The sequence below is a fragment of the Rubrivirga halophila genome (assembly GCF_046845755.1).
Lineage (GTDB): Bacteria > Bacteroidota > Rhodothermia > Rhodothermales > Rubricoccaceae > Rubrivirga.
On record NZ_CP177357.1, the window covers coordinates 1,229,661 to 1,254,227 of the forward strand.

Below are 24,567 nucleotides of genomic sequence, written 5' to 3' on the forward strand. Positions count from 1 at the left end.
TTTGACGGCCCCGCCGTTTCCGCCCCCGCCTCAGCGAATGCCCACCCCGCGCAAGCGACGTTCTGACAAGCCGAAGCGCGTCCAGCTCTTCAAGGCCTCCAACGAGCTCAACCTCGCGACCGACACGATTGTGTCGGCGCTGACCGAGCGCGGCTTCGAGCTCGACGAGAAGCTCTCGGCTGGCGACCCCAACGCCCGGCTGTCGCCCGAGATGTACGACGCCCTCGTGGAGTCGTACTCCGACGACGCCGACGCCAAGGCGCGCGTCCGCGAGCGCCGCCAGCAGCTCGCCGCCGCCGAAGCCGAGGAGGCCGCCGCCGAGGCTGCGCCGCCCGAGGCCGCCCCGGAGGCGCCCGCCGAGCCCGCGCCGACGCCGGAGCCCGCCGAGGCGCCCGTGGCCCCGGCCGAGCCCGTGATCCAGACGCCCGCGCCCGCCGAGGCGCCGGTCGCCCCGGCCGAGCCCGTCATCGAGACGCCGGCGCCTGCGGCCGAGCCCGTCGCCGAGCCCGTGGCCGAGACGCCCGCCGCCGAGCAGCCCGCGCCGACGTCGGAGCCGGCTGCCGAGGCACCCGCGGTGGAGGCCGAGCCCGTCGCCGAGCCCGCTCCCGTCGCGGAGACGCCCGCCCAGCCGACCGCCGACGCCGAGACGCCGGCCGAGCCGGTCGCCGACGCGACGGCCGAGACGCCGGCCGCTGAGGCGCCGGTCGCCGCCGGCGAGCAGGGGGTCGAGGATCAGGGCCCCGAGGCCGACCAGGGCGGCGTGGTCCGCGCCAACCGCTACGGCCTGACCGGCACCAAGGTGCTGGGCAAGATCGACATCTCCGGGCTCGAGGGCGGCCGCCGCCGCAAGCGCAAGCGCAAGGACGACGGGACCGACGCGGCCCCGGCCGCCCCGGCTTCGGCCGGCGGCAAGCCCTCGAAGTCCAAGAAGGGCAAACGGTCCGGCAAGAAGGTCGACCAGGAGGAGGTCCAGAAGAACGTCTCGAAGACGCTCTCGAAGGCGTCCGGCGGCGGGTCCAAGCGGACGCGCCAGAAGCGCCGCCGCGCCCGCCGCGACGAGCGCGCCGCCATCCGCGAGGCCGAGCAGCAGGAGATGCTGGAGCAGGCCACGGTCTTGCGCGTCATGGAGTTCATCTCGACGGGCGACCTCGCCGAGGCCATGAACATCCCGGTCACCGAGGTGATCTCGAAGGGGTTCGGGCTCGGCATGATGGTCTCCATCAACCAGCGCCTGGACGCCGACGCGATCGAGCTGCTCGCCGACGAGTTCGACTTCGAGGTCGAGTTCATGGACGACGTCGAGGAGGAGTTCAACCTCGAGACCGAGGACGCCGAGGAGGACCTCATCGACCGCCCGCCGATCATCACGATCATGGGCCACGTCGACCACGGCAAGACGTCGCTCCTCGACTACATCCGCAACGCGAACGTGATCGCCGGCGAGGCCGGCGGCATCACCCAGCACATCGGCGCCTACCAGATCGAGACCGACGAGGGCCGCAAGCTCACGTTCCTCGACACCCCGGGCCACGAGGCGTTCACCGCCATGCGCGCCCGAGGCGCCCAGGTCACCGACCTCGTCGTCGTCGTCGTCGCGGCCGACGACGACGTGATGCCCCAGACGATCGAGGCGATCAACCACGCGCGCGCCGCCGAGGTGCCGATGGTGATCGCGATCAACAAGATCGACCGGGACACCGCCAACCCCGACAAGATCATGGCCCAGCTCGCCGAGCAGGGCGTCCAGGTCGAGCAGTACGGCGGCAAGGTCCAGTGCGAGCTGATCTCGGCCATGCACGGCACGAACGTCGACGCGCTGCTGGAGAAGATCCAGCTCGAGGCCGACCTCCTGGAGCTCAAGGCCAACCCCGACCGCTACGGCGTGGGCACGGTCGTCGAGGCCCGCCTCGACAAGGGCCGCGGCGTCGTCGCGACCGTCCTGGTCGAGAACGGCACGCTCGAAGAAGGCGACACGTACGTCGTCGGGCTCACGTCCGGCCGCGTCCGCGCCATGTTCAACGAGCGCGACGAGCGCGTCAAGATCGCCGGGCCGTCGACGCCGGTCCAGGTGCTCGGCCTGACGGCCGCGCCCGACGTGGGCGACCGCCTGGTCGTGCTCGAGGACGAGCGCCAGGCCCGCGACATCGCCGCGCGCCGCTTGCAGCTCATCCGCGAGCAGACGCTCCACCAGCGCCGCCACGTGACGCTCGCCGACCTCAGCCGCCGCATGGCGCTGGGTGAGATCACGAACCTCAACCTGGTCGTCAAGGGCGACGTGGGCGGCTCGGTCGAGGCGCTGAGCGACACGCTCCTCAAGCTCTCGAACGACGAGGTGGCCGTCCAGATCGTCCACTCCGGCGTCGGTGCGATCACCGAGTCCGACGTGATGCTGGCGACGGCCTCCGACGCGATCATCATCGGCTTCCAGGTCCGCCCCGTCGCGGGCGTCCGCGGCGTCGCCGAGCGCGAGGGCGTCGACATCAACCTGTACTCGGTCATCTACGAGGCCATCGCCGACGTGCGCAGCGCGCTCGAAGGCCTGCTCGACCCCGAGGAAAAGGAGACGGTCACCTCCACGATCGAGGTCCGCGAGACCTTCCGCGCCCCGCGCGTCGGCACGATCGCCGGCTCGTACGTGGTCGAGGGCAAGGTGTCGCGCGGCGACAAGCTCCGCATCGTGCGCGACGGCGTCGTCATCTTCACCGGCGAGATCGACACGTTGCGCCGCTTCAAGGACGACGTCAAGGACGTCGCGGCGGGCTACGAGTGCGGCGTGACGGTCAAGAACTACAACGATATCAAGGTCGGCGACCAGTTCGAGACCTACGTCGTCACCGAGGAAAAGCGGACGCTCCAGGTCTAGAGGGACGGAGGGGTGCGGGATGAGAGGCATGGGCCTTTCCCGCATCCCTCATCCCGTATCCCCCATCCCTCATGTCTATTCGCACCGAGCGCGTCGGCCGCATGATCCAGCGAGAGATCGCCGACATCCTGCAGCAGGACTTCGCCAACGTCGGCCCGTCGCTCGTCACCGTCACCGGCGTCCGCATGACGGACGACCTCGGCACGGCGTACGTCGACGTGTCGATCCTGGGCGGGACGGACCTCGAGCGCAAGCAGGCCCTCGTCGGCTTGGACAGCCAGTCGACCGAGATTCGCTACGCGCTCGCGCAGCGGATCCGGCACCAGCTCAAGCGGATGCCCGACCTCAAGTTCTTCTTGGACGAGGGCCCGCAGCGCCGCGCGCGGATGGACGACATCTTCGCCCAGATCGCCGCCGACCGACCGGCCGCCGAGCCCGAGGCCGACGACGCCGACGAGGCGCCCTCGCGTGGCGAGTATTGATGGCAGGGACGAGGTCGAGAGGAGAGAGGCCCCACGCCCGGCGGACGCCGTGACCGACGACCTCCGCATCGTAACTGCCGGCGCTCCGCTGGCGCCGGTCGAGCCGGCGGCCCTCTTGGTCGACAAGCCCGACGGGATGTCGTCGTTCGGCGTCGTCAAGGCCGTCCGCCGCGCCGTCGGCGTCAAGAAGGTGGGGCACGCGGGCACGCTCGACCCGATGGCGACCGGCCTGCTCATCGTGCTCGTCGGCCGCGGCGCGACGCGCCAGCAGGACCGGTTCATGGGCCTCCCGAAGACCTACACGGCCACGATCCGGCTCGGGCAGACGACGCCGAGCTACGACGCCGACTCCGAGGTCGAGACGACCGTCGACGCGAGCGGGGTGACCGACGACGCCATCGAGGCCGCGCTGGCGGCGTTCCGGGGCGACATCCAGCAGCGGCCCCCGGCGTACTCCGCCATCAAGCGCGGCGGCGAGCGGCTGTACAAAAAGGCCCGGCGGGGCGAGGAGGTCGTCGTCGAGCCTCGCGCCACGACCGTCTACGCCTTCGACGTGGTCGAGCGCCGCGGCGACGACCTCGACGTGCGCGTCGAGTGCTCGAAGGGCACGTACGTCCGCTCGCTCGGGCACGACCTGGGCCAGGCGCTCGGCGTCGGCGGCCACCTGGTGGCCCTGCGCCGCGAGGCCATCGGCCCGTTCCAGGCGGCGGAGGCGTGGGCGCTCGGCGCGCTCGAAGACGCCGCCGACACCCGGCCATGACGCGCGAGCACGGCGACGACCTCACCCCGAACCCCGCCTCCGTCGTCACGACGGGCACCTTCGACGGGGTCCACGTCGGCCACCAGGCCATCGTTCGCTACCTCGTCGCTCGCGCCGCCGAGATCGGCGGGGTCCCGACCGTCGTCACCTTCGACCCGCACCCGCGCGAGGTGCTGACCGGCCACCACATCCCGCTCTTGACCACGCTCGACGAACGCGCCGACGCGCTCCAGGCGCTCGGCGTCGAGCGGTTCGTGGTGCTCCCGTTCTCGCGCGACCTGTCGCTGCTGGCGCCCGACGCCTACGTCCGCGACGTGCTCGTCGGGCAGGTCGGGATGCGCGAGATCGTGATCGGCTACGACCACCGCTTCGGCCGGAAGGCCGCCGGCGACCGCGCGCTCTTGGAGGCGCTCGGCCCCGACCTCGGGTTCTCCGTCGACGTGATCCCCGAGCAGATCGACGGCGACCTCACCGTCTCGTCGACCGCCGTCCGGCGCCTGCTGGGGGAGGGCGACGCCGCGCGCGCGGCGCAGCTGCTGGGGCGCCCGTACCGCCTCACCGGCACCGTCGTCAAGGGCGACCAGCGGGGCCGCACGATCGGGTACCCCACGGCGAACGTGGTGCCGTCGCACCCGGCGAAGCTGGTCCCGCGCGAGGGCGTCTACGCCGTCCGCGCCCGGCTGGCGGACGGGACGGAAGCCGGCGGGATGATGAACGTCGGCCGCCGCCCCACGTTTGAGACCGACGGCGCCCGGACCGTCGAGGTCCATCTCTTCGACTTCGCGGGCGACCTCTACGGCCAGCGGCTCGCGGTCGACGTGCTGGCGCGGCTGCGCGACGAGCGCCGGTTCGACGGCGTCGACGCCCTCGTCCGCCAGCTGGGCGCCGACGAGGCCGCGGCCCGCGCCGCCCTCGCCTGACGGATCCCGGCTTGGCAGGAAGGGGAGAGGTGACCGGTTTGCGTCAGCGCCGCTCGCGTCCGGCCGCCGACTCGCGCCCACCTGCTTGCGACGCCCACCCGGCTTGCGCCCACCCTACCGCGCCCCCGCCGGCCCCGCCGTCGCCCGCCTGCTCGCGTGAAGCCCCGGCGGAGGCCCGTCCAGGCCCGATCCCGCTACCTTTTGTCCCGGCGCACGAGGCGCCCACCGACTGTTTCCCCACACCCGATCGGGGAGGCGGTCTTCTCCCGTATCGCAGATCGGCAGAGGATCGACCATGATCACCAAGGACAACAAGCAGGACATCATCGAGAAGCACGGGGCCAGCGGCCAGGACACCGGCAAGCCGGAAGTCCAGATCGCCATCTTCACCGCGCGCATCAACGACCTCACCGAGCACCTCCGGACCCACACCAAGGACCACGCGTCCCGGCTCGGGCTGCTCAAGATGGTCGGCAAGCGGCGTCGGCTCCTCGCCTACCTCCGCAAGAACAACATCGAGCGGTACCGCTCGATCATCGCGGAGCTCGGCCTCCGTCGATAACCGACTCGGCGGCGTCCCACCCGGGGCGCCGCCGTTTTTCGTTCCGGCCGCCACTCGGGCGGTCGGGGCACCCGCGCGACGCTCGCCCCCCGGCGATCGGTTCTCGCACGAGCCCGCTGGCGCTGCCCCAAGCCGCCTGCCTGCCTGCGCGAGAACGGATTCCCGAACCGGCGATCCGTCCGCTTTCTCATCAGGAGCCCGAACCAGACCGGCTCCGCACCCACACCCCACATGGCAGCCCCCCAGGCTATCACCCAGACCATCGAGGTCGGCGGCAAGACGCTGACGCTCGAGACCGGCAAGCTCGCCAAGCAGGCCGACGGCGCCGTCGTCACCCGGCTCGGCGACACGGTCGTCCTCTCGACCGCCGTCACGGCGACGTTCGCCAAGGACGGCCAGCACTTTTTCCCGCTCACCGTCGACTACCGCGAGCGGTTTAGCGCCAAGGGCGCCTTCCCCGGCGGCTTCTTCAAGCGCGAGGCCCGGCCGAGCGACAAGGAGACGCTGACCGCGCGCCTCATCGACCGGACGATCCGGCCCCTCTTCCCGGACGGCTTCCGGAACGAGGTCCAGGTCCTCAACTACGTCTTGTCCGCCGACACCGAGATCGACGCCGACGTCGTCGCCGGCGTCGGCTCGTCCGCCGCCCTGTCGCTGAGCGGCAGCCCGTTCGCCGGCCCGACCGCCCACGTCCGCGTCGGCCGCGTCGACGGCGCGTTCGTCCTCTACCCCACGGGCGAGGAGCGCGCCGCGTCCGACATCGACCTCATCGTCGCCGGCAAGGCGGACGCGATCTCGATGGTCGAGGGCGAGATGAGCGAGATCTCCGAGGACGACATGGTCGCCGCCCTCGAGTTCGGCTTCGAGGCCATCCAGACCATCGTCGCCGGCATCAACGAGTTCGTTGCCAAGCGCGACGCCCAGAACGGCGCCCCGGCCGAGCTCGAGTACAACACCGTCGCCCCCGACGCCGGGCTCGTGGACAAGGTCTACGGCTTGATCAAGGATGACGTCGACGCGCACCTCCGCTCGGAGTACTCCAAGGAGGCGTTCTACGGCGGCATCAAGACGATCCGCGACAAGATGCTCGACGGCGTCTTCGCCGTCTCCGACAACGAGGTCGTGGCCGCCGTCGAGGAGGCCGTCGACAACATTACCGGGTCCGCCGACGACGACGGCGACGGGTTCGGACGGTCCGACTACAAGGAGGCCTTCAAGGAGGCCGAGTCCCGCGTCATGCGCGAGATGATCCTGACCGAGGGCCGCCGCCTCGACGGCCGCAAGACCGACGAGATCCGCGACATCTGGTCCGAGGTCGACTACCTCCCCAAGGTGCACGGCTCGGCCGTCTTCACGCGCGGCGAGACCCAGACGTTGGTCATGGTCACGCTCGGCACCGGCCGCGACGTCCAGGCCGTCGACCAGCTGTTCGACCAGACCGACAAGCGGTTCTACCTCCACTACAGCTTCCCGCCGTTCTCCGTCGGCGAGACCAAGTTCCTGCGCGGCCCGAGCCGTCGCGAGATCGGCCACGGCATGCTGGCCGAGCGCGCGCTGTCGAAGGTGATGCCGAGCGAGGAGGACTTCCCCTACACGGTCCGCATCATCTCGGACGTGCTCGAGTCCAACGGCTCGTCGTCGATGGCCTCGGTCTGTGGCGGCTCGCTCGCCATGATGGCCGCCGGCATCCCGATCGACAAGCCGGTCGCCGGCATCGCCATGGGCCTGATCGCCGAGGGCGACAAGGTCCAGATCCTGAGCGACATCCTGGGCACCGAGGACCACCTCGGCGACATGGACTTCAAGCTCTGTGGCACCGCCGATGGCATCACGGCTTGCCAGATGGACATCAAGATCGACGGGCTCGCGATGAGCACCATGCGGGATGCGCTCGAGCAGGCCAAGGCCGGCCGGCTGCACATCCTGGAGGAGATGGCCAAGACCATCGCCGAGCCCCGCGAGGACATCTCGCCGAGCGCCCCGCGTCTCATCCAGGTCGTCATCGACCAGGACTTTATCGGCGCCATCATCGGGCCCGGCGGCAAGATCATCAAGGGCATCCAGGCCGACACCGGCGCCCAGATCAACATCGACGAGAAGGACGGCAAGGGCTACGTGACCGTGGCCGCGCCCGACATGGACGCCGCGTACGCGGCCGTGGACATCATCCGCGGCATCGTGACGCAGCCCGAGGTCGGCGAGAACTACAACGGCACGGTCAAGAACCTCCTGCCGTTCGGCGCGATCTTGGAGATCATGCCGGGCAAGGAGGCCATGCTCCACGTCTCCGAGATGGCCCACGGCTACGTCAACGACCCGGCCGACCTGGTCGAGATCGGCGACAAGCTCGAGGTCCAGCTCATCGAGGTCCGCGACGGCGGCAAGCTGCGCGTCTCGCGCAAGCCGTTCCTCGCCGAGCCGACGGAGGAGGAGAAGGAGGCCATGGCCAAGCGCCGCGAGGAGCGCGGCAACCGCGACGGCGGTGGCGGCGGCCGTGGCCGCGGCCGTGGCCGGCGTCGCGACTAGGTCCTGACCCGTCTCTGGACGTCTGCGCCCGCCCTGGCTTCGTGCCGGGGCGGGCGCTTTTTTGTGGACACCGGGGATCGCGCGCCGTATCGTCGGCGCCGCATCCGCCCACCCCTCCATGCGCCCCGTTCTCGCCGCCGCGATCGCCGTCGCGATCGCCGTCGCCGTGCTCGCGGCGTGCGACACCGCCGAGCCGCCTCGCGAGCCGATCGACCCGCTCGTCGGCTACTGGGTCGCCTTCGGCCCCGACGCGCCGCTGCCCGCGGGCGAGCCCTACGCCACGGCCGTCCTCACCATCACCGACGTCGTCGACGGGCGCGTCCGGGGCACCGCCGAGCTCGGCCTGGGGACGTGCACGAACGGCCTGTGCTCGCCGGTCTGCCGCGCCCTCGGCACGCTGGACGGCACCCGCACCGCGCTCGCGCTCGGCCCCGACGCCGAGGTGTTGCCCCGCGACATCGGCGTCCGGTTCTCCGTGACTGTTGCCGAGCCGGCCGCCGACGCCCTCACGGTCCGGCTTGACGCCGCCAGCGACGCCTGCCCGGCTCCGGCGACCGTCACCCTACGTCGCCGCGCCTAGCGCGCGACGGTCAGCGGCACCGTCCGCTGCTCGCCGTTCGCCACCAGCCGGACGAGGTACGTCCCCGACGGGAGCGGCCGTGCGTCGAACTCCGCCGTGTGCCGCCCGGCCGCGTGCGGCCCGTCCGCCAAGCGGGCAACGTGGCGGCCGAGCGCGTCGAACACGTCGAGCGTGGCGCGGCCCGGCGCCGCGAGCGCGAACGGGACCCGGGCGCGCGCGCGGACCGGGTTCGGCGCGGGCGTCCCCAGGCGGACCGACTCCGACGGCGTCGGCGCACTGGAGGTCGGGGCCGACGAGGGAAGCACGTCCAGGACCGGGAAATCGCCGCCGAGCGCAGCGGTCACTTGCGGGCGGTCGAGGCCGATCCAACGTTCCAGGACGGTCGCGTAGACCGAGCGGAAGTCCGTCTCGTGCTGGAGGTTGCCGTACGCGTCGGGCGCGGCGAGGTCGGGGGCGTCGCCGTAGAGCCCGCCCGCGACGGCGGGCCCGGCCAGGAAGAGCGGCGCGGCCGTGCCGTGGTCGGTCCCGAACGAGCCGTTCTCCTCGATCCGGCGGCCGAACTCGGAGAACGTCAGCGTCAGCACGCGGTCGGCGTCGCCGGTGCGCCCCAGGTCGGCGTAGAAGGCGTCGAGCGCGCCGGCCAGCGTCGCCAGCAGGTCGGCGTGCGTGTCGGCCTGGTCGCCGTGCGTGTCGAACCCGTCGATGGAGACCAAGAAGACGCGCGTGTCGAGGCGCCCCTTGATCAGGCGGGCGACGGCCGACAACGTCTCGCCAAAGCGGCGGTCGGGGTAGACCTCGTCGCTCGTCGCCGCGTCGGCCGCCTGGCCGATGGCCTCGCGGTAGCGGAAGGCGTCGTTCGCGACGCCGCGCAGGTACGCCAGCTGGTCGCCCGCCGCCGTCGGCGCCACGTCGCCCGTGTCGTACGGCGGACGGCTCTCGACCAAGTCCAGAAACCGGTCGACGTCCTGGACGGCCATCGAGTACCCGGCGTCCGGGCCCTGGAAGAGGAGCGACGACGACACGCCGACCTGGACGGCGGGCGGGGCGCTCGGCGGGGTGGCCAGAAAGTCCGGGTACTCGACCGGAAGGGAGCGGCCGAGCCAGCCGGTCTGCACGACGTCGTCGGCGTCGGAGCCCGACAGCCAGATGTCGGTCGAGCGGAAGTGCGAGAGGTCGCCGTCGTCGTAGCCGACCGACCGGACGATCGCGAGGTCGCCCTCCTCCCACAGCCGCTCAAACGGCCGGAGCGAGCGGTGCAGCCCGGTGTCGTCGTCGATCGCGATCGTGTCGGCGCGCGGGATCGCGAGCGTCGGCCGGGCGCCGTAGTAGCGGTCGTCGCGGACCGGAATCACGGTATTGAGCCCGTCGTTCCCGCCCGCCAGCTGGACGAGCACCAAGACCCGGTCGGTCTCGGCGTTCGCCAGCGACGCCAGGAGCGGGCTCCCGGCGAAGGCGCGGGCGGGCGCGGCGCCGCCCCACACGGCCGCCCCGGCCACGCCGAGGCCCAGCCCGGACAGGAAGTCGCGCCGGGTCCACGCCGCGTGGTCGTGGTCGTGCGCGGCCCCGTGCGCCAGCGAGATCGGTCGGTCGGTGTGGCACATGGCTAGGTCGGAATGACAGTCACGAGATCAGGTCCTCGCGAGGTCAGGTGTTGTGCTCGCAAGGCGCGCGAGGAGTGCGGGGCCATCGCCCCGGACGACGAACGCAACGCGGCGAGCGCGGAAGCTGGACCGCGAGGGACGATCTGGTTGGATGTCATTGCGGCCTAACTGAGGAGAAACTCGGGGAGGCGGGCGAGGTGCTCCAGCAGGCCGTGGACGCGGACGGGCGCGCCGTCGGCGTAGGGGTTCCACTCGTACTCGGGGATGGCGTCAAGCAGCACGCGGACGTAGGCGTCCACCTCGGCGGCGCTGGCGGGGCGGCCGAGCAGCAGCCGGGCGGCCTCGGCGACGAACGCGCGGGCCGAGAACGGGTCCGACACGGACTGGGCGAACGGCGCGAGCACCTCGACGACGATCCACAGCGTCGTCGCGTCGGCGTACCAGCGGACGGGCAGCGTCGAGGTGTCGACCCAGGCCCGTCCCTCGGGCCACCCGGCGACCGTCCACGGCTCGAACAAGACCTGCCCGGCCAACCAGCTCCGGTAGCGGAGCCAGCCGAGCGCCTCGGGGTCGAGCGGCGCGCCGACCGCCGTCCACAGTCCGACAGCCTGCTCGACGGGACCTTTGATCCGGGCCCGGATCACGGCGTCGTCGTAGAAGTGCGCGCTGGTGAGGAGCGCCCGGACGACCGGCTCGATCTGGTAGTCCGACGCCACCAGCAGGTCGGCCATTTGGGTCACGACGGCTTGGTTGGGGACCTCGTAGACGAAGGCCCGGTAGAGCATCGCCGAGATGTGCCGGGCGATCTGGGCGCCCCGCTGGTCAAACAGGAGGGGGACCACGTCGTCGTAGCCCCACGGCCCTCGCTGGCCAAGAATCGTTTTGTCGCCGTCGTCGTGCCACTCGGGGAAAAACACGGCCTCCATGGTGCCCTGGAAGTCGACGTCCCAGCCGGTCAGGGCGCGCGCCAGCTCCTCGACGTCGGTCTGGGTGTAGGTCGGCTGCCCGTCGGCGTCGGCGATGCCGACGGCGAACAGCTCGAGGAGCTCGCGCGCGTAGTTCTCGTTGGGGGCCCAGCGGCGGTTCTGGCGGCCGTCGAGGTAGACGAGCATCGCCGGGTTCAGGCCGACCTCGTGGACGAACGTGCGGAGGTCGCCGAGGGCGTGGTGGCGGAGCAGGCGCCAGTAGCGCGCGAGCTGGGGCGCAAAGAAGTACGACTCGTGCTCGGTCACGAAGTGGTTGCTCCAGACGAGCGCCAGGCGCTCGCGGAACGCGACGGCCGCCTGGTCGACCGGGTCGCCGGCGTCGCCGCCCATCAGGCGGCGGTAGACGCCCCACTCGGTCTCGTCGAGCCAGGCGGTCTGCTCGGCGACGTAGGCGTCGAAGGCGGGCGTGTCCCATGGCGGGTACGCCCGGTCGAACCAGGCGGGCTCGGGCGTCTCGGGCAAGGCCGCCGCACGGTCCAAGAGCGTGTCGGCGGCGCCCGCGCCGAGGGCGAAGACGGCGTCGACGCGGGCCTGGGGGCCCCCGAGGGCCGTGCGCTGAAGCAAGTGGTTGGCGCGGTCCAGCGTCCACGGCGTGTCGGCGCTGGGGACGTAGCGTTCGAGCCCCCCGGCGGTGACGAGCGCAGCGGAGGGGGCGCTCGCCGTCGTCCGGGCCTCCTCCTCGCGGCGGTACGACCAGCCCAGGGGGGCGCCGGCCGGCGCGAACACGCCCGGCGCCGTCTCGACCGGCGCCGACGTCAGGCGCGGCGCGGGCCAGCGCGGCGGCGCGTCGGGGGGCGCGGGGAGTCGGAGACGAGGCATGGGCGGGATGCGGGGGCGCGAGGTATCGCCCAGAGGGCGTCTGACCTGTGCCCGCCGTGGATCATCATCCGGGTCGGGCACGGCACGGCGACCACCTGTCATGCCATCGGCGCCAGCGCACGACTCGCACCCGGGCCCATGCGGATCATGGAGGCCTGCGGGGCCGTGGAGCCGTCACGCCGCCGAAACAGGGCCCGCCGAGGGCGTTACAAACTTTCAGCGGCGTCTCCGGACCCGAGACGCCGCTGAAACACCGCCGAGACGCCCCTAAGAGTCGAGGCAGCGCCGTGGGCGCAGTCGGCTAACCGATCGTATCGAACCCGGCGTACGCCGCCAGCCGCTCCGGTAGGCGGATCGACCCGTCGGCCTGCTGGCCGTTTTCGAGGAGCGCCGCCACGATGCGGGGCAGCGCCAGCGCCGACCCGTTGAGCGTGTGGACGAACTGCGGCTTCTCGCCCTCGGCCGGGCGGAACCGGACATTCGCGCGTCGCGCCTGGTACGCCTCGAAGTTGGACACCGACGAGACCTCCAGCCAGCGCGCCTGCCCCGCGCTCCAGACCTCGAGGTCGTACGTCTTCGCCTGCGTCACGCCCAGGTCCCCGCTCGCGAGGGTCAGCCGGCGGTAGGGGAGGCCGAGCGCTTGCACGGCCCGCTCGGCGTCGGCCAGCAAGGCCTCGAGGTGGTCGTAGCTGTCGTCGGGGTGGACGAAGCGGACCAGCTCGACCTTGTCGAACTGGTGGAGCCGGTTGAGCCCGCGGACGTCCTTGCCGTAACTGCCGGCCTCGCGGCGGAAGCACGGCGTGTAGCCCGTCAGCAGGCGCGGGAGGTCGTCGGCCGCCAGCACCTCGTCGCGGAGGTAGTTGGTCAGCGGCACCTCGGCCGTCGGGACGAGGTAGAGGTCGTCGGCGGCCGTGTGGTACATCTGGCCCTCCTTGTCGGGGAGCTGCCCCGTCCCGATGCCCGACGCCTCGTTCACCAGAATCGGCGCCTGGATTTCAGTGTAGCCCGCCTCGGTCGCGAGGTCCAGAAACAGGGCGATCAGCGCGCGCTGGAGGCGCGCCCCCTTGCCGATGTAAAACGGGAAGCCGGCGCCGGCCACCTTTGCGCCCCGCTCGAAGTCGACGAGGCCGTGCTTGTCCGCGAGGTCCCAGTGGGGGACGGCCTCGAAGTCGAACGTCGGCTTCTCGCCCCACTCGTGCTCGACGCGGTTCGCGTCCTCGCCGCCGCGCGGGACCGACGGGTGCAGGGTGTTGGGGATCTCCAGGAGCGCCGCGCGGAGCGTCGCGTCGAGCTCGCGGACTTCGTCCTCGCCGGTCTTGATCTCAGCCTTGAGGGCGTTCGACTCCGCCAGCAGACCCTGCGCTTGGTCGCGCTTGCCCGCCTTCATCAGCGGGCCGATCTCCTTTCCGAGCTCGCCCTGCCGCCGGCGCTTGCCGTCGAGGTCCGTGACGGCGGTGCGGCGGCGCGTGTCGGCGTCGAGGGCGCGGTCAACGGCGGCGGGGTCGCCGATGCGCTTGTCGGCCATGTCGCGGCGGACGCGGTCGGGGTCGTCGCGCAGGAGGTCGAGGCTGATCATCGGTCGGGTGGGGGAGACGGCGGGAAGCTAGCCCGGGGGGCGGGGCCGCTGCGATCGGCGGGGGCGGCTTCGCGGGGCCTTGGCGGGCCCTAGTTTCAGAATGTCCCCCCGATCCCGCCCGTGCGCCGCCCCCTGCTTCTCGCCGCCTTTGGAATCGCCGCGCTCGCGGCCTGCAGCCCGCCGGTGCCCGTCGGCGTCGCGGCCGAGGTGCCCGGGACGACGTGGTCGCTGGAGCGGATCGTGACGGCCGACGGCGAGATCGCGCGGGCCGAGCCGGCCGAGATCTCGTTCGGGCCCCAGGGCTCGCTGGCGATCCAGTCCTGCAACGCGTGCTCGGGCCGCTACGCCGCCAGCGACAGCCTGCTCACCATCGAGGGGCCGCTGGCGTGCACCAAGAAGGCCTGCCCGGCCGGCGCGCTGGAGCTGGAGCGGCACGTCATGGGCACGTCCGTAATGCGCCGCGACGGCCTGTATCTGACGGTCCTGCCCGCCGACTCGACGGTCGCCCAGCTCCTGTTCGTCCCGGCCCAGTAGCGGGCTACACCTGCTCGCGGAGCGCGAGGAGGTCGCGGACGGTCGCCAGCGAGGTGTCGAGGGGCGTCGGGTGGTAGCCGAGCTCGCTCTCGGCGCGCAGGATCAAGAGCCCGGCCCGAAGTGGACGGGGGGCGCCAGGGTGGAGCTCGGCCGTCGTCGTGGGCGAGACCAGATCCGGGTCGAGCCCGAACGCGTCGGCGACCCGGAGCGCCACGTCGAACACGTTGAGCACCTCGCGCCCGGCGACGTGGACGACGCCCCGGTGCCGGCGCCGGACGATCCGCATCACGCCGTCGGCAAAGTCGTCGTCGAGCGTCGGCGTGCGGAGTTGGTCGGCGGCGACGCGGATGGGGCGCCCGGCCGTCAACTCGCGGACGACCCAGCGGACGAGGTCGAGGCGCGGCAGGCCGGCGGGGACGCCGAAGACCATTGTCGTCCGCGCGACGGCCCAGTCGTCGAGGTGCGACAGGCGGAGCGCGTTCTCGGCCGCCAGCTTCGACCGGCCGTACGCGTTGATGGGCGCTGGGCGGTCGGCCTCGGCGTACGGCCCGGCGAGCCCGTCGAACACGAAGTCGGTCGACGGGAGCACGAGGCGGGCGCCGTGCCGCGCGCACGCTTGCGCGAGTGTCGCGACGGCGTCGACGTTGAGCGCCCAGCACGCCTCGCGGTCGGCCTCGCAGGCCTCGACGCTCGACATCCCGGCGGCATGGAGCACCACATCGGGCGCGAAGTCCTGCATGGCCCGATCCACGGCGCCGCCGTCAAGCACGTCGAGGCGGGCGTAGCCGCCGCGCGAGGGCGCCAGCGCCGGGCCCCGCCCGGTCGCCAGCACGTCCGCGCCGGGCTCCCGCGCGGCCGCCCGCACGAACGCCTGCCCGACCAGGCCATTCGCGCCGGTCACCAGAATCCGGGGCGGCAGCATTACGACCGCCGCTCGCGCACGGCCGCGTCGAGCGCGGCGGTGATGTCGGCCAGCGGCGCGCCGGGCGTGAACACGTGGCCTACGACGCCGCGCGCCAGCAGGTCGTCGGCGTCCGCCTGGGGGATCGTGCCGCCGGCGACCAGGATCACGTCGTCCATCCCGGCCTCGTCGAGGAGGGCCCGCAGGCGGGGCAGGACGGTCCCGTGCGCGCCCGACAGGATCGAGACGCCGACCACGTCGACGTCCTCCTCCTCGGCCGCGCGGACGACCACGTCGGGCGTCTTGCGCAGGCCGGTGTAGATCACCTCCATCCCCGCGTCGCGGAGCGCGGCGGCGACGACTTTGGCGCCGCGGTCGTGGCCGTCGAGGCCGACCTTGGCGATCAGGACGCGGATGGGGCGGGCGAGGGTGTCGGGCATGTCAGGCATCAGAGGCGGAGGCGGAGGCCGAGCCCGGCGCCCAAGTCGAAGTCGGTCTCCTCGACGAGCTGCAGGCGCGGCGAGACGAGTCCGTACACCTCGATCTCCTGCGCCAGCGGGGCTTCCAGGCCGATCCCCAGGCTGACGCCGAACGCATCGCGGCCGCCTGTGTGGACAAAGACGCCGGGGCCGTAGAACAGCGCGAGGTTGGTGTCGGAGCCCTGCAGCCGGCGCGAGCGGAGCAGGTAGTGGCCCTCGGCCGAGACCGAGTCGTCGAGGTCCCAGCCGACGGCCAGGATGACGGCGCCGGCGCCGGACCCGGCCTTGAGCGACAGGCCGGTCGGGGAGCCGACCTGGCCGCCGATGGCGAGCTGGGCGGAGGCGGGAGCGGCGGCCAGGAGGGCGGCGGCCAGGAAGAGGGAACGCATGCGAAGGGGCGAGAGAGGGGGCGAGCCGCGCCGTGTACGCGGGCGCTACGGCGTCGGCTCCCCGGGCGGGTCCAGCGCGAGGTCGTCGAGGTGCTGGCGCAGGCGGTCGGCGTCTTCGAGCCGCAGGCGGCCCGCCAGCACGAGCCGGAGCTCGCGGCGGCGCGCGGCGGCTTCGTAGCGCTCTTTCTCGGCGTCGGTCTCCGGCGTCAGCGGCACGACCGGGATCGGACGACCGCTCTGGTCGACGGCCACGAACGTGTAGAAGGCCCGGTTGCAATGCCGCCGCGTGCCCGTGCTGTTGTCCTCGGCCCACACGTCGATGCCGACCTCCATCGACGTGGTGAAGGCCCGGTTGACGGTCGCCTCCAGCACCACGACCTCGCCGAGCCGGATCGCGGCTCGGAAGTCGACCGAGTCGACCGACGCCGTCACGACGGTCCGGTGCGAGTGGCGCTGCGCGGCGATGGCGGCGCAGACGTCCATAAAGTGCAGGAGCCGCCCGCCCATCAGGTTGCCGAGCGTGTTCGTGTCGTTGGGGAGCACGAGCTCGTTCATCGTGCACTGGCTGGCGGAGGGGGTCTTTTCGGTCACGAGGGCGGGGCGGAGGCGGCCTCGAAGCTAGGTCCGACGCTCAGCGGGCCTGGGGCGGGAGGGAGAAGAGGACGAGAGGAGGGGAGGCGCACATCGGAACGACATCTTCTTCGGCTCTGTCCCTTGCGCCCCTTCTCTCGTCGCACCGGGACCCGATACCCCCCTGACTCGACGCCCTCATGCCCCTTCTCACCGCGGCTCAGCGACTGGTCGACCGGCTCCTGTACGAGCGGGTCCGCCCGCTCGCGGCCCGGATGCGGCCCGGCCCGTTCGACGCCGTCGCTCGTGGGCTGGCGGTCGCGGCCACGCCGCTCGTGCTGGCGACCTCGCCGCGCCAGACGCGGGCGTACCTCCGCCAGCTCGGCGCCGAGGCCGGCCTGCTGGCTCATCTCGGGTTCGCGTACCGCAAGGCCGCCGAGCGCTTCCGGGGCGACTACGTCTACCTCCGCCCCCACGACCCGATCCTCAAAGGCCCCGGCTTGCAAGCGTTCGAGGAGAGGGGCGAGACGGCCGTGATGGTGGGGTGGAGCGCGTACGGCATGATCGGCGCGGCACGGCTCGCCGCCGAGCGCGGCGACCGGGTCGTGCGGTACCCCTACGGCGGCGAGAACGGGCCGGCCCCGGCGACGCTCGCACCGTCGGAGCGGTGGGCAGCGTTCCAGGCCGAGGTGCGGACCGGGCTCATCCAGCCCGTCCAGATCGTTCCCGGGTCCTCGCCGATCGCCTACATCCGCGCGCTGCGGAGCGGGCACAGCCTGATCATCTTGCAAGATGTGCCCGAGCCCGACGCCCCGCTCCGCCGGCTGGCGGGGGCCGAGCGGCCGCTGCCGGTCGGGGCGGTCCGGCTGGCGCGCGCCGCCCGCGTCCCGCTCTACGCCATCGACGCCTCGTTCCGGAACGGCCTGCTCCACATCGACCTCGACGGCCCGCTCGACGGCGACGAGCAAGCGTTGCTGGATCGCTTCTCCGACAAGATCCGCGAGCAGCCCTGGGCGTGGACCCTGTGGCGGGAGTTCGTGGACTAGGGCCGGTAGTCCGCTTAGGTCTTCTGCGGCTGCTTCTTGGCGGCCGGGAAGAGGACGTTGTTCAGAATCAGCCGGTAGCCGGGCGAGTTGCGGTGCAGCGAGAGGTCCGTCGGCGGGTCGCCGACAAAGTGCTGATAGTCCTCGGGGTCGTGGCCGCCGTAGAAGGCGAAAAAGCCCTGACCGGCCGGGCCGTAGAGGTAGCGGACGGACCCGGTCGTCGGGCTCTCGCCCAGGATCACCACGCCCGGCTTGATGGCCGTGGGGCGGAAGGCGGTGGTCTGGCCCATGAACCCGCGGACGCTGGCGACGTGATTCTGGGTCAGCATCGTCGGGACGGGGTCCCAGCGCGCCGAGAACTCGAAGAGCGTGAAGTAGTCCGTGAGCGGGTTGCGGAGCGCGGGGGGCGGGGGGCTGTCGATGTCGGCGTGCTCGTACTCCATCAGATTGAGGACGGGCCGGAAGTCCTGGAAGGCCATCGTGCCCGAGAAGTCGAGCATCGACGACACGTTCGGCGTCTGGCCGTCGCCGTCGATCTGGGGCGGGGCGATGTCGAGCCCGGCCGTCGCGAGGGCGAGGTCGAAGGTGTCGGCGCCGGAGCACATTGCGAACAGGAAGCCGCCCTCGACGACGTAGCCGCGGATCGCCTGCGCGACGGCCAGCTTGAGCTCGCTGACCTTGGCGAATCCGAACGCGCGCGCCGACGCCTCGGCCTCCTGCTGCTGCTGCTGGTACCACGCCTGCCCGTTGTACATCGAGTAGAACTTGCCGTACTGGCCCGTAAAGTCCTCGTGGTGGAGGTGGACCCAGTCGAACTCGCCGAGGCGGCCCGCCAGCACGTCCGCGTCGTAGATCTGCTCGTACGGCACCTCGGCGTAGGTCAGCGCTAGGAGCACGGCGTCGTCCCAGGGCAGCGTCTGGTCCGGGGCGTAGACGGCGATCGACGGGGCCTTCTCGAGCCGGACGACCGACGTGTTCGCCGCCGGCGACTCGGCCGCCGCCACCTCGGCCGCGCCGTCGGTCGACTCGAACGTCACGCCGCGCGAGCGGAGCTCGGTCCGCAGGTCGGAGGCGTCGGGCATCACGAACGAGCCGCCGCGCACATTAAGCAGCCAGTCGACCTCCAGCCCGAGGTCGAGGGCGTGGTACACGGCGCCGTAGGCGCGCAGGTGGTCGGCCTGGGCGTCGTCCATCGGGACGAGCAGGTGCTGGGCGAGCGCGGGGCAGGCCAAGAGGGCGAGCGCGAGGGCGAGGGGTCTCATGTCGGGCTCAGGAAGGGGAGGACCGCAGGCGGCGCAAGGCTTGGCGCGCGGCGGGCGCGAGCGGAGAGCCGGGGTACCGCTCCAACAGTCGGTCGTAGCGGTCGGCCGCCGAGGCGGGGTCGGCCATGCCCTCGAACGCCTCGGCTTGGCGGCGCAGCGCGCGGTCGCCGAAGTACGACGCCGGCACGTCCGCGAGCAGCTTGTCGAGCGTGGCGACGGCGGCGGCGTCTTCGCCCTGGGCAAACTGGACGGCCGCGCGCAGGTACAGCGACTCGTCGACGAGCGCGGCGGTGGACGACAGCGCCGCGTCGAGCGAGTCGAGCGTCGCCAGCGTCTCGGCGAAGGCGCCGCGGCGGAAGCGCAGCGCGGCGCGGCCGTAGACGTGGAGGGGGTCGCCAGAGCGGTCGGCGTCGAGGTCGAGATCGGGGCTGGCGTCGAGGGCCTCGGACAGCGTGACGCGGAGTGCGATGGCGTCGTTGGAGGCGTCGGCGGCCGTGTTCTCGTCGAGCGCCTCGACGCGTGCGAGCGCCGAGTACATAAAGCCCTGGTACACGTCGATCAGCGCGAGCTCGTAGCGCGCCTGCTCGGCGATCGGCCCGATGCGCACAGCCTGGTCGACGTCCTGGAACTGGGCGCGCGCCGCGTCGAGGTCGCCGCGCTGGATGGCCACGTCGCCGAGCCGCAAGCGGGCACGGGCGGCGATGACGGGGTTGCGCGACTGGGCGGCTTGGCGCAGCACGTCCTCGGACCGCTCGAACTCCCGAAACACGTCCGCCAGCAGCTCGGCCAGGTGGAGGCGCGAGGCCGGGGCGTAGTCGTCGGCCGGGAAGTCGGCGAGATAGCGGAGGTAGCCCGCGCGCGCCGAGTCGGCGGCGGGGGTGAGGGCGACGGACTTGCGCGCCTGGGCGTCCCACAGGCGGGACCGCTCGTAGCGGGCGCGGGAGGCGGCGGGGCCGGTCGGGTGTCGGGTCAGCACCTCGTCGAGCGCCCGCGCCGCCGCGTCGTCGGCGTCGGCCCCGACGGCCTGCTCGGCAAAGCGGACGAGCGACTGGCCCTCCTCGGCCTCGAGCCGGTCGAGGGCGCGGACGGCGTCGAGCGCGCGGTCGAAATCGCCCTGTTCCAGCGCCAGCCACGCCTGGAGCTCGCGGAAGGCCCGGTTGAGCGGGTCGAGCGCGGCGGCCCGGTCGATGGCCGCGCCGAAGATGGCCGGCGCGTCGCGGCCCGAGAGCAGCCGCGTCAGGCGCGACTGGACGGTCGGGCGCAGCTCGGGGTTGGCCGCGAGTGCGTCGAGGTAGAGCGTGGCCGCGCGGTCGTAGTCGAGCGCGAGTCCATAGAGGTGCGCCAGCTCGACGGGCAGGATGGCGTCGCCGAGGCGGTCGCGCCCGTCGGCCAGCACCTGGGCGGCCTGGTCGTAGAGGCGGAGCCCGCCGATCTCGCTGGCGACCCGGCGGTACGTCTGCGGGTCGCCGGGCTCGAGCGCGATGGCCTCGGCCCACGCCTGCTGGGCCTCCTCGTCGCGGCCGGCGCGCGACAGCGCGGTCCCGCGCTTGGCGAGGAACGACACGGTCGGCCCCGCGCGCGCGATCCAGGCGTCGGTGTGCCGGACGGCGTCGTCGAAGCGGCGGCTGGCGAGGTAGGCCTCCTCGAGCTTGAGCCACACGGCGACGGCCGTCGGGTCCTCGGCGTAGAGGTCCTCCAAAAGCGCCGTCGCCTCGTCGAGCCGCCCGTTCGCCAGCAGGTTGACCGCCAGCCGGTAGCTCGCGCGCTCGTCGTCGATCCGCGGGGCCCGGACGATGCGACCGGGGATCTGCCGCGCCCCGTTCGCTTCCTCGGCCTCCGCCGCCGACTTAGCCCGCTCGTCACGCAGTTGGTTGAGGCTGTCGAGCACGGCGCGGCCCCGGTTCACGGGCTCCTCGGCGGGCTCCTGGGCCCGCGCCGGCGCACACGCGGCGGCGAGACAGAGCGCGAGGAGGGCGGGGCGGAGCATGGCGGGCGCGGGCGGGCAGGTCAAGGTAGCCGGGCGGCTATCTTGGCGCCCCGTCAACGCCCCCAGTGCGCCGTTCGTGCGGCGCCGGCCGATGCTCCCCGACCTCCGACCGCCCGCGCCCCGCGCCCGAGCCCCGCGCGCGATCGCCGTGCTCGGGTCGACGGGCTCGATCGGAGTCCAGGCGCTCGAGGTCGCCGCGCTCTTCCCGGATCGCCTGCGCGTCGCCAGCCTGGCCGCCGGGACACGGTGGGAAAAACTGGCTGAGCAGGCGCTCGCCGTCCGCCCCGACCGCGTGGCCATCGCCGACGAATCGGCGTATGCGAGCCTGCGCGACGCCTTGGCCGGGACCGGCATCGAGGTGCTCGCCGGCGCCGACGCCGTCCGCCAGCTGGCCGACGACGCGGCGGTCGATGTCGTGGTCGCCGCGATCGTCGGCGCGGCCGGCCTGCGGCCGACGCTCGCGGCCGTCGAGCGGGGGACGACCGTCGCGCTCGCCAACAAGGAGTCGCTGGTCGTCGCGGGCGCGCTCGTCCAAGCGGCCGCCGCGCGGTCCGGCGCCGTCGTCCTCCCGGTCGACTCGGAACACTCGGCGCTCTTCCAGTGCCTGGTCGGCGAGCCCGTCGACGCCGTCGAGCGGCTGATCCTGACCGCCTCGGGCGGCCCGTTTTACACGCGCGACGAGGCCACCTTCGATGCCATCACGCCCGCCGAAGCCGTCGCCCATCCGAACTGGTCGATGGGCGCCAAGATCTCCGTCGACTCGGCGACGCTGATGAACAAGGGGCTCGAGGTCATCGAGGCGCGGTGGCTCTTCGGCGTCGACGCCGACCGCATCGACGTGGTCGTCCACCCCGAGTCGATCGTTCACTCGGTCGTCGAGTTCGTCGACGGGTCGTCGAAGGCGCAGGTCGGCCCGCCCGACATGAAGGTGCCCATCCAGGTGGCCCTGTCGTTCCCCGACCGGTGGCCCGCGCCGCACGCCCGGCTCGACTGGACCCGCACCGGCCCGCTGACGTTCACGGCCGCCGACACCGACCGTTTCCCCTGCCTCGACCTCGCCTACGCCGCGCTCCGCGCCGGGGGCTCCGCGCCCGCCGCGCTGAACGCGGCCAACGAGGTCGCCGTCGCCCGCTTTCTTCGCGGGGACATCCGTTTCACCGACATCCCGCGCCTCGTCGAAGCGGGCCTCGCGGCCGCCCACCCGGCGGATACGCTCGACGCCCTCGCCGCCGTTGACGCCGACGCCCGTCGCGCCGCCGCGGCGGTGCTGACCCCAGCCTGACGGACTGCCCGTCATCCTTATGGAGGCCCTCCTCGATTCCCTCTCGTACTTCTTGTGGGTCGCGCTCGCGCTCGGCCTGCTCGTGTTCGTCCACGAGCTCGGCCACTTTCTGGCCGCCCGCCTCTTCGGGATGCGCGTCGACGCGTTCTCGATCGGCTTCCCGCCGAGCCTGTTCGCCCGGAAGGTCGGCCAGACGGAGTACCGCGTCGGGGCGATCCCGCTTGGCGGCTACGTCTCGATCGCCGGGATGGTGGACGAGAGCATGGACGCCGACGGGCTCGCGAGCGAGCCCGAGCCCGACGAGTACCGCTCCAAGCCGGTGTGGCAGCGCGTGGTCGTGATCTCGGCCGGCGTCATCTTCAACCTGGTGTTCGCGGTCCTGCTTTTCAGCGCGCTCGTGTACACGTACGGCCGGAGCTACACGCCCGCCGAGAACGTGCCGCTCGAGGTCGCCGAGGGCTCCGTTGCGTCAGAGATGGGGCTCGAATCCGGCGACCGCGTGGTCGGTGTCAACGGCGAGCCCGTCGAGCGCTACGAGGACGTGTTTTCGCCCGAGCGGATGACCGTCGACCAGTTCGAACTGACCGTGCTCCGCGGCGGTGACCGCGTCGAATTGAGGGCCGAGCCCGCGCTGGCGTCGCGCCTGTCCCGGGAGGCCCTCGCCATCGAGCGGGCCGACGGCGAGGTCTCGTTCGGGACCGTCTTCGGGGCCACGCCGCGGTACCCCCCGGTGCTGGCGTCCGTGTCCGCCGGCTCCGCCGCCGAGGAGGCCGGGCTCCTGCCCGGCGACCGCGTGCTGTCGATCGACGGCGAACCGACGACCTCGTGGGACGCGCTGATCCTGCAGGTGGCCGCGTCCGAGGGCCAGGCCGTCCCCGTCCGCTGGGCCCGCCCCGACTCGCTCGGCCCGGCCGGCGAGGGCGCGTCGGTCGTCGAGCGCCGGGGCGCGGCGACCATCTACGAAGCCCAGATCGCGCCCCGCGCGTCCGGCGACGGGTACCAGCTCGGCGTGTTGCGCGACATCGCCGCGGCCGGCCAGCGGATCGACCAGCTCGGCGTTGGAGAGTCGCTGGCGGCCGGCACCGAGATGACGGTCGCGAACGTGACCGGCACCTTCGCCTTTATCGGCAAGCTGGTGACCGGCCGCGAGAGCGTCCGCGACAACGTCGGCGGCCCGCTCATGATCGCCAAGCAGTCGAAGGAGGCGGCCGACCGCGGCCCGCAGGTGTTCTGGATGTTCGTGGGCTACCTCTCGATCGCGCTCGCCGTCTTCAACATCCTGCCGATCCCGGCGCTCGACGGCGGCCACCTCGTGTTCCTCATCTACGAGGCCGTCGTGCGTCGCAAGCCGTCGCTCAAGGTCCAGATGGTGGTCCAGCAGGTCGGGGTGGCGCTGATCCTGGCGCTCATGGTGTTCGTCATCTTCAACGACGCCGTCCGCTGGTTCGGCTAGGGGAGGGGCCTCGCGCGACGCTTTCGCAGGGATCTGGTGGCGACGGCCGCGGAACGGGGCCACCTTGCGCTCTGAACGTCCCCACCGCACGCTCTCCCCATGACCACGCCCGCCGACGCCCCGGTCCAGCTGACGAAGGTCGCCCAGACGGACGACGACCGCGCCGCGCAGGCGGCGCTCCAGGCACGCGGCCCGATCCCCGAGCACGTCGCGTGCATCATGGACGGGAACGGGCGGTGGGCCAAGGCGCGCGGCAAGACGCGCGTGACCGGCCACCACGAGGGGGTCCTGTCGGTCCGCGAAATCACCGAGGCGTGCGCCCAGCTCGGCGTCGGCCACCTCACGCTGTACACGTTCTCGACCGAGAACTGGAACCGCCCCGCCGCCGAGGTCTCGGCGCTGATGTCGCTGCTCGTGCGGACGCTGCGCAAGGAGGCCGAGAACTTGCACCGCAACGGGATCCGGCTCCACGCCATCGGCGACCTCGGCCGGCTCCCCGCCAAGGGCCAGCGCGAGCTCCAGGAGGCGTTCGACCTGACGGCCGGCAACACGCGGATGACGCTGACGCTGGCGCTGAGCTACGGCTCGCGCTGGGAGATCACGCGCGCCGTCCGCGACATCGCCGCCGCCGCGCGCGCCGGCGACATCGACCCGGCCGACATCACCGAGGAGACGGTCTCCCAAGCCCTGTTGACGCGCGGCCTGCCGGACCCCGACCTGCTCGTGCGGACGGCGGGGGAGATGCGGCTGAGCAACTTCCTGCTCTGGCAGATCGCCTACACCGAGCTCTACGTCACCGAGACGTTCTGGCCCGACTTCCGCCGGAGCGCCCTCTACGACGCCGTCCGCAGCTTCCAGGACCGCGACCGCCGCTTCGGCCGCGTCGACGAGGCGTAGCCGCCGCTGGCCGGCCGTGTAGTTTCGGTCGCCCTCGCTCTCCCTCCGCGACCCTGCCCTCCCGTCCCGACCCTGTTCCTGAGGGCGCCGCCGAC

Annotated in this window: 21 protein-coding genes; 12 read left to right on the forward strand and 9 right to left on the reverse strand. The window is 72.6% G+C overall.

What is annotated here, in order from left to right; genetic code table 11:
* The first annotated feature begins 37 nt into the window (after nt 1-37).
* From infB to ACLIRP_RS05310, 7 genes are all read left to right on the forward strand, one after another.
* Entirely contained in the window at nt 38-2,863 is a 2,826-nt protein-coding gene (gene infB / locus ACLIRP_RS05280) for a translation initiation factor IF-2 (protein ID WP_412062916.1), read from the forward strand.
* Nucleotides 2,864-2,934: 71 nt separating this feature from the next.
* Nucleotides 2,935-3,345, forward strand: a complete 411-nt coding sequence (gene rbfA / locus ACLIRP_RS05285) for a 30S ribosome-binding factor RbfA (RefSeq protein ID WP_412062917.1) — start codon at nt 2,935-2,937, stop codon at nt 3,343-3,345.
* Nucleotides 3,346-3,394: 49 nt separating this feature from the next.
* On the forward strand, nt 3,395-4,105 hold the full coding sequence (truB, locus tag ACLIRP_RS05290; protein WP_412062918.1) for a tRNA pseudouridine(55) synthase TruB: 711 nt from the start codon (nt 3,395-3,397) through the stop codon (nt 4,103-4,105).
* On the forward strand, nt 4,102-5,025 hold the full coding sequence (locus ACLIRP_RS05295) for a bifunctional riboflavin kinase/FAD synthetase (protein ID WP_412062919.1): 924 nt from the start codon (nt 4,102-4,104) through the stop codon (nt 5,023-5,025). Before truB ends, ACLIRP_RS05295 begins: the two co-directional genes overlap by 4 nt.
* A gap of 295 nt (nt 5,026-5,320) precedes the next feature.
* The gene (gene rpsO / locus ACLIRP_RS05300; protein WP_412062920.1) at nt 5,321-5,587 is read left to right on the forward strand and encodes a 30S ribosomal protein S15; all 267 of its coding nucleotides are present in this window, start codon (nt 5,321-5,323) and stop codon (nt 5,585-5,587) included.
* A gap of 231 nt (nt 5,588-5,818) precedes the next feature.
* On the forward strand, nt 5,819-8,113 hold the full coding sequence (gene pnp, locus ACLIRP_RS05305) for a polyribonucleotide nucleotidyltransferase (protein ID WP_412062921.1): 2,295 nt from the start codon (nt 5,819-5,821) through the stop codon (nt 8,111-8,113).
* 118 nt (nt 8,114-8,231) lie between these two features.
* Nucleotides 8,232-8,693 carry a hypothetical protein gene (locus tag ACLIRP_RS05310; protein ID WP_412062922.1) on the forward strand — a complete coding sequence of 154 codons (462 nt, stop codon included), beginning with the start codon at nt 8,232-8,234 and terminating at the stop codon, nt 8,691-8,693.
* Here the strand turns inward: ACLIRP_RS05310 and ACLIRP_RS05315 are convergent.
* From ACLIRP_RS05315 to serS, 3 genes are all read right to left on the reverse strand, one after another.
* Nucleotides 8,690-10,294 carry a DUF1501 domain-containing protein gene (locus tag ACLIRP_RS05315; RefSeq protein ID WP_412062923.1) on the reverse strand — a complete coding sequence of 535 codons (1,605 nt, stop codon included), beginning with the start codon at nt 10,292-10,294 and terminating at the stop codon, nt 8,690-8,692. The genes ACLIRP_RS05310 and ACLIRP_RS05315 overlap by 4 nt on opposite strands.
* A gap of 164 nt (nt 10,295-10,458) precedes the next feature.
* The gene (locus ACLIRP_RS05320; protein WP_412062924.1) at nt 10,459-12,099 is read right to left on the reverse strand and encodes a DUF1800 domain-containing protein; all 1,641 of its coding nucleotides are present in this window, start codon (nt 12,097-12,099) and stop codon (nt 10,459-10,461) included.
* Between the two features lie 301 nt (nt 12,100-12,400).
* Entirely contained in the window at nt 12,401-13,675 is a 1,275-nt protein-coding gene (gene serS / locus ACLIRP_RS05325; protein ID WP_412062925.1) for a serine--tRNA ligase, read from the reverse strand.
* 120 nt (nt 13,676-13,795) lie between these two features.
* On the opposite strand from serS, the gene ACLIRP_RS05330 reads away from it, so the two are divergent.
* The gene (locus tag ACLIRP_RS05330) at nt 13,796-14,209 is read left to right on the forward strand and encodes an META domain-containing protein (protein ID WP_412062926.1); all 414 of its coding nucleotides are present in this window, start codon (nt 13,796-13,798) and stop codon (nt 14,207-14,209) included.
* Between the two features lie 4 nt (nt 14,210-14,213).
* Here ACLIRP_RS05330 and ACLIRP_RS05335 read toward each other — a convergent pair whose 3' ends face one another.
* Genes ACLIRP_RS05335 through ACLIRP_RS05350 form a run of 4 tightly spaced genes read right to left on the reverse strand, consistent with a single transcriptional unit; the run spans nt 14,214 to nt 16,533 of the window.
* The gene (locus ACLIRP_RS05335) at nt 14,214-15,131 is read right to left on the reverse strand and encodes an SDR family oxidoreductase (RefSeq protein WP_412062927.1); all 918 of its coding nucleotides are present in this window, start codon (nt 15,129-15,131) and stop codon (nt 14,214-14,216) included.
* On the reverse strand, nt 15,131-15,550 hold the full coding sequence (locus tag ACLIRP_RS05340) for a cobalamin B12-binding domain-containing protein (RefSeq protein WP_412062928.1): 420 nt from the start codon (nt 15,548-15,550) through the stop codon (nt 15,131-15,133). The genes ACLIRP_RS05335 and ACLIRP_RS05340 overlap by 1 nt, the downstream gene beginning before the upstream one ends.
* Before the next feature lie 8 nt (nt 15,551-15,558).
* On the reverse strand, nt 15,559-15,978 hold the full coding sequence (locus ACLIRP_RS05345) for a hypothetical protein (RefSeq protein WP_412062929.1): 420 nt from the start codon (nt 15,976-15,978) through the stop codon (nt 15,559-15,561).
* A 45-nt stretch (nt 15,979-16,023) separates the two neighbouring features.
* Nucleotides 16,024-16,533, reverse strand: coding sequence for an acyl-CoA thioesterase (locus ACLIRP_RS05350; RefSeq protein ID WP_412063692.1), 510 nt, complete (start codon nt 16,531-16,533; stop codon nt 16,024-16,026).
* A 215-nt stretch (nt 16,534-16,748) separates the two neighbouring features.
* Here ACLIRP_RS05350 and ACLIRP_RS05355 point away from each other — a divergent pair, with 215 nt between their 5' ends.
* Nucleotides 16,749-17,594 carry a hypothetical protein gene (locus tag ACLIRP_RS05355; protein ID WP_412062930.1) on the forward strand — a complete coding sequence of 282 codons (846 nt, stop codon included), beginning with the start codon at nt 16,749-16,751 and terminating at the stop codon, nt 17,592-17,594.
* A gap of 14 nt (nt 17,595-17,608) precedes the next feature.
* On the opposite strand, the gene ACLIRP_RS05360 is transcribed toward ACLIRP_RS05355, so the two are convergent.
* Both ACLIRP_RS05360 and ACLIRP_RS05365 read right to left on the reverse strand, forming a co-directional pair.
* On the reverse strand, nt 17,609-18,853 hold the full coding sequence (locus tag ACLIRP_RS05360; protein ID WP_412062931.1) for an asparagine synthetase B: 1,245 nt from the start codon (nt 18,851-18,853) through the stop codon (nt 17,609-17,611).
* A 7-nt stretch (nt 18,854-18,860) separates the two neighbouring features.
* The gene (locus ACLIRP_RS05365; RefSeq protein WP_412062932.1) at nt 18,861-20,840 is read right to left on the reverse strand and encodes a tetratricopeptide repeat protein; all 1,980 of its coding nucleotides are present in this window, start codon (nt 20,838-20,840) and stop codon (nt 18,861-18,863) included.
* 91 nt (nt 20,841-20,931) lie between these two features.
* Between ACLIRP_RS05365 and ACLIRP_RS05370 the strand changes: the two genes are divergently transcribed.
* The 3 genes from ACLIRP_RS05370 (at nt 20,932) to ACLIRP_RS05380 (ending at nt 24,472) form a co-directional block, all read left to right on the forward strand.
* Complete coding sequence (locus ACLIRP_RS05370) at nt 20,932-22,122, forward strand: 1-deoxy-D-xylulose-5-phosphate reductoisomerase (protein ID WP_412062933.1); 1,191 nt, start codon at nt 20,932-20,934, stop codon at nt 22,120-22,122.
* Nucleotides 22,123-22,141: 19 nt separating this feature from the next.
* The gene (rseP, locus tag ACLIRP_RS05375; RefSeq protein WP_412062934.1) at nt 22,142-23,575 is read left to right on the forward strand and encodes an RIP metalloprotease RseP; all 1,434 of its coding nucleotides are present in this window, start codon (nt 22,142-22,144) and stop codon (nt 23,573-23,575) included.
* A 99-nt stretch (nt 23,576-23,674) separates the two neighbouring features.
* On the forward strand, nt 23,675-24,472 hold the full coding sequence (locus ACLIRP_RS05380; RefSeq protein WP_412062935.1) for an isoprenyl transferase: 798 nt from the start codon (nt 23,675-23,677) through the stop codon (nt 24,470-24,472).
* Nucleotides 24,473-24,567 lie beyond the last annotated feature (95 nt).